We start from the raw sequence: 4271 nt of genomic DNA, 5'->3' as shown, positions 1-4271 counted from the left end.
CCTGGTCCCGTCCCGTGGCCGTTGGCGGCTCCGACGGCGGTCCGGTCCGGCTCGGTCCGGTCCCGCTCGGTCCGGAGTTCGCCGCCACGCCCTGGCGCTGGGTCGGCGCGCTGCTCGGCCTGTTCGCCGCGGCGCCGGAAGGCGCGGGACACGCCGGGACGGCCGTGTTCTCCGACTTCCGCGTCACCGCCGCCTGAACGGCACCACCCGGGGCGCCCCACCGGCGCCCCGCCCCGAACTCCCCCACACCCCATCCCCGTAGTCCCCGCAACACCCCGAGAGAAGAGAGCCGACGATGACCATCTTCCCCGGCGGACGGCGCAGAGCCGCCCTCGCCCTCGCCCTGACCGGCGTCCTCGCCCTGACCGCCACCGCCTGCGGTGACGACGGCAGCGGCGGGGGCGGCGACAAGGGCACCGAGGGATCGGGCAAGGGAAAGATCACCTTCTGGGACAACAACGGCGGTGTCCGCACCGACGTCTGGAAGGAGATCATCGCGGACTTCGAGAAGGCGAACCCCGACATCGACGTCGAGTACGTCGGGATCGCCTCCAAGGAGGTCCAGTCGAAGTACGACACCGCGATCCAGGGCGACGGCCTGCCGGACGTCGGCGGCGTCGGCGCGGCGATGCTCGCCGGGATCGCCGCGCAGAACGCCCTGGAGCCGCTGGACGCGCGGATCGAGGGCAGCGCGCTCAAGGGCAAGCTGAACGCCGGCATGGTCGCGAGCGTGAAGTCGGCCGGCGGACAGGACAAGCTGTTCACCGTCCCCACCTCCGCGAGCAACGGCGTGCTCTACTACCGCACCGATCTGTTCAAGGCGGCCGGCCTGCAGGAGCCCACCACCTGGTCCAGGTTCTACGCGGCGGCCGAGAAGCTGACGGCCACCGACAAGAACCGCTTCGGCTACACGATCCGCGGCGGCGCGGGCTCGATCGCCCAGGCCCTGGACGCCATGTACGGCCAGAGCGGCATCACGAGCTTCTGGAACGGCGACAAGACCACCGTCAACGACCCCAAGAACGTGGCCGCGCTGGAGAAGTACGCCGGGCTGTACAAGAAGACCACCCCGGCCGCCGACGTCAACAACGACTTCACCAAGATGGTCGCGCAGTGGGACAGCGGCCAGATCGGCATGCTCAACCACAACCTGGGCTCCTACCAGGACCATGTGAAGGCCCTCGGTACGGAGAAGTTCCGCGGCATCCCCAACCCGACCCTCGACGACGGCACCCGGGTGCAGGTCTCCAACCCGGTCGACGGCCTCGGTCTCTTCTCCTCCAGCAAGAACAAGGCCGCCGCCTGGAAGTTCATCGAGTTCGCGGCCTCGCACGCCTCCAACAGCAAGTGGAACAAGTCGGCCGGCGCCATCCCGGCCAACACGGAGGCAGCCCAGGACCCGTGGCTCCAGGAGGCGGAGCCGACGAAGCTCGGCGCCGAGGTCCTCTTCAGCGGCAAGGCCACCATCGTGGAGCTCCCGTACTACCTGCCCGACTGGAACACGATCTCCAAGGCGGAGAACGAGCCGGGCTTCCAGAAGGTCCTGCTCGGTACGTCCACCGCCAAGGAGTTCCTCGACCACCTGGCCGAGCAGCTGAACACGGCGCAGGCCGAGTGGAAGCAGCAGAACCCGTGAGCGTCGGCCGCCGCGCGGTGGTCACGGCCGGGGCGGGCCTCGCGCTCGCCCTGGCCGGGGCTCCCCCGGCCCGTTCCCAAGGACACCCCCGTATGCGCACGCTCTTCATCGCCGGCGACTCCACCGCCGCCCAGAAGTACGCCGACGCCGCGCCCGAGACCGGCTGGGGCATGGCCCTCCCCTTCTTCCTGCACCGCGGCGTGCGGGTCGACAACCACGCCGTCAACGGGCGCAGCACCAAGAGCTTCCTCGACGAGGGGCGGTTCGAGGCGATCCTGGCCGCGCTGTGCCCCGGCGACCTGCTCCTGATCCAGTTCGGCCACAACGACCAGAAGGTCGCCGACCCCACCCGTCACACCGAGCCGTGGACCACCTACCAGGACAACCTGCGGGTCTTCGTCGAGGGCGCGCGGTCTCGGGGCGCCCTCCCGGTGTTCGCCACCTCCGTCGAGCGGCGCAGGTTCGACGTGGACGGCACCGCGCTGCGGACGCTCGGCGCGTACCCGGCGGCGATGAGGGAGACCGCCCGCGAGTCGGACGTCCCCCTCCTCGACGTCGAGGCGCTGTCGCTCGACCTGTGGCAGCGGCTCGGGCCCGAGGCCACCAAGGCGTACTTCAACTGGACCGCGACCGAGCAGGACAACACCCACTTCAACCCGCCGGGGGCGATCGAGGTGGCCCGGCTGGTCATCGCCGAGCTGCTCCGCACCCATGTCCTCGCCCCGCGCGAGACGCGCCGCGTGGACGACGTCATACCCGCCGGGCTGATCACCTGGCCCGAACCCACCCCTGCCGCTTACGAGTTCGAGGAGAGCCGATCGTGAACCGACGCACACGACTGGGAGTGGTGGCCGCGGCCGCACTCACCCTGACGGTCACCGCCCCCGCGGCCGGTGCCCACGCCACCCCGCGCCCCGGCACCGACCCCGCCCGCGCCACGCTGCCGGCCCGCGACGGCTGGGCGTCCGAGGGGACCGGCACCACCGGCGGGGCGGCCGCCGACGCCTCCCGGGTCTTCACCGTCACCACCTGGGAGGAGTTCCGGGACGCGCTGGCCGTGCCCGGCACCGAGCCCCGGATCGTCAAGGTCGTCGGCACTCTGAACGCCACCGCCGCCGGCTGCGCCGCCTTCGAGGCCCCCGGCTACGACTTCGCCCGCTATCTCGCCGACTACGACCCCGCCGTCTGGGGGTACGAGAACGTGGTCAGCGGTCCCCAGGAGGACCTGCGGGCGGCGTCCGCGACCGCCCAGGGCCAGGCCATCAAGGTCAAGGTGCCGGCGAACACCACGATCGTCGGTGTCGGCGAGCACGCCGGGATCACCGGCGGCAGCCTCCAGGTGCAGGGCGTCGACAACGTCGTGGTCCGGGATCTGACGCTGGAGAGCCCGCTCGACTGCTTCCCGCAGTGGGATCCCACCGACGGCGCGACCGGGGCGTGGAACTCCGAGTACGACAGCCTCGTCGTGTACGGCTCCACCCACGTCTGGATCGACCACAACACCTTCACCGACGGCGCCCACCCGGACAGTTCGCTGCCGTCGTACTACGGCGAGGTCTACCAGCAGCACGACGGCGAGCTGGACGTCGTGCGGGGCGCGGACCTCGTCACGATCTCGTGGAACGTCTTCACCGACCACGACAAGACCCTGATGATCGGCAACAGCGACAGCGCGGGCGCCACCGACCGGGGCAAACTGCGGGTCACCCTGCACCACAACCTCTTCAAGAACGTGGTCGAGCGGGCGCCGCGGGTCCGGTTCGGTCAGGTCGACGCGTACAACAACCACTTCGTGGTGCCCAGTTCGACGTACGCGTACAGCCTCGGCATCGGGCAGGAGTCCCAGCTCTTCGCCGAGAAGAACGCGTTCACGCTCGCCGGGGACGTGCCGGCGGGCAAGATCCTCAAGAAGTGGAAGGACGCACCCGTCACCACCGTGGGCAACTACGTGAACGGCAAGCCGGTCGACCTCCTCGCCGTCCACAACGCCCAGTTCCCCGAGGAGCTGTTGCGGGCCGACGCGGGCTGGACCCCCGTCCTGCGCACCCGGGTCGACCACCCGCGGGCCGTGCCCGCCCTCGTCGGCCACCGCGCGGGCGCCGGCCGCTCCTGCTGAGCCCCCACCCGCTTCCAGGAGGAGCCCGCATGCCCGCACACCCCACCGACGCGGCCCCGGGGCGCCGTTCGCTGCTCCTGGGCGCGGCGGGAGCGGCACTCGCCGCCCTCGCCCTGCCCGCCGCTCCCGCCTCGGCCGCCGCTCCGCCGCGCGCCCGCCCCTTCGGCCGGTTCGGTTCGCCCGCGCGCAGGCTCACCGAGCGCACGCTGTACGTCCACCCGGGCGGCCTCGGGGACCACACCACCGTCCAGGCGGCGGTCACCGCCGCGAGCGGCACCGGCNNGGACGTACCGGGAGACGGTCGCCGTGAGTTCCACCCGTACGGACATGACCTGGATCGGCGCGAGCGGCGACCCCCGGGACGTCGTCGTCGTGTACGCCAACGCCGCCGGTACGCCCCGCCCCGAGGGCGGCACCCACGGCACCACCGGGTCGGCGACCACCACCGTCCAGGCGGCCGGTTTCACCGCGCACGGCATCACCTTCGCCAATGACTTCCTCCGTACCGACCTGCCGGGG

General features: G+C 71.7%; 4 protein-coding genes and 2 pseudogenes. All 6 read left to right on the top strand.

From position 1 onward, the window contains the following. Nucleotides 1-197 (top strand): hypothetical protein (locus AOK00_RS12135; protein WP_159041750.1); only part of this gene is annotated, 197 nt, incomplete at its 5' end. Between the two features lie 98 nt (nt 198-295). Continuing rightward, complete coding sequence (locus tag AOK00_RS12130; protein WP_055600326.1) at nt 296-1636, top strand: ABC transporter substrate-binding protein; 1341 nt, start codon at nt 296-298, stop codon at nt 1634-1636. Continuing rightward, nucleotides 1633-2460, top strand: a complete 828-nt coding sequence (locus tag AOK00_RS12125) for a rhamnogalacturonan acetylesterase (protein WP_055600325.1) — start codon at nt 1633-1635, stop codon at nt 2458-2460. The genes AOK00_RS12130 and AOK00_RS12125 overlap by 4 nt, the downstream gene beginning before the upstream one ends. After that, entirely contained in the window at nt 2457-3752 is a 1296-nt protein-coding gene (locus AOK00_RS12120; protein WP_055600324.1) for a pectate lyase family protein, read from the top strand. Before AOK00_RS12125 ends, AOK00_RS12120 begins: the two co-directional genes overlap by 4 nt. 29 nt (nt 3753-3781) lie before the next feature. Continuing rightward, nucleotides 3782-4033 (top strand): annotated as a pseudogene (locus tag AOK00_RS40230) (pectinesterase family protein); the annotation flags it as partial. 2 nt (nt 4034-4035) lie between these two features. Beyond that, nucleotides 4036-4271, top strand: a pseudogene (locus AOK00_RS40225) (pectinesterase family protein); the annotation flags it as partial.

The sequence above is a fragment of the Streptomyces aureus genome, assembly GCF_001418135.1.
GTDB classification, from domain to species: Bacteria; Actinomycetota; Actinomycetes; order Streptomycetales; family Streptomycetaceae; genus Streptomyces; species Streptomyces aureus_A.
The sequence above is the reverse complement of the archived record's forward strand: the minus strand, read 5'-3'. Positions and strand labels throughout refer to the sequence as shown.

Excerpts from the sequence above, each read along its gene's own strand:
- AOK00_RS12130 (WP_055600326.1), top strand. The coding sequence starts at position 296 with ATGACCATCTTCCCCGGCGGACGGCGCAGAGCCGCCCTCGCCCTCGCC.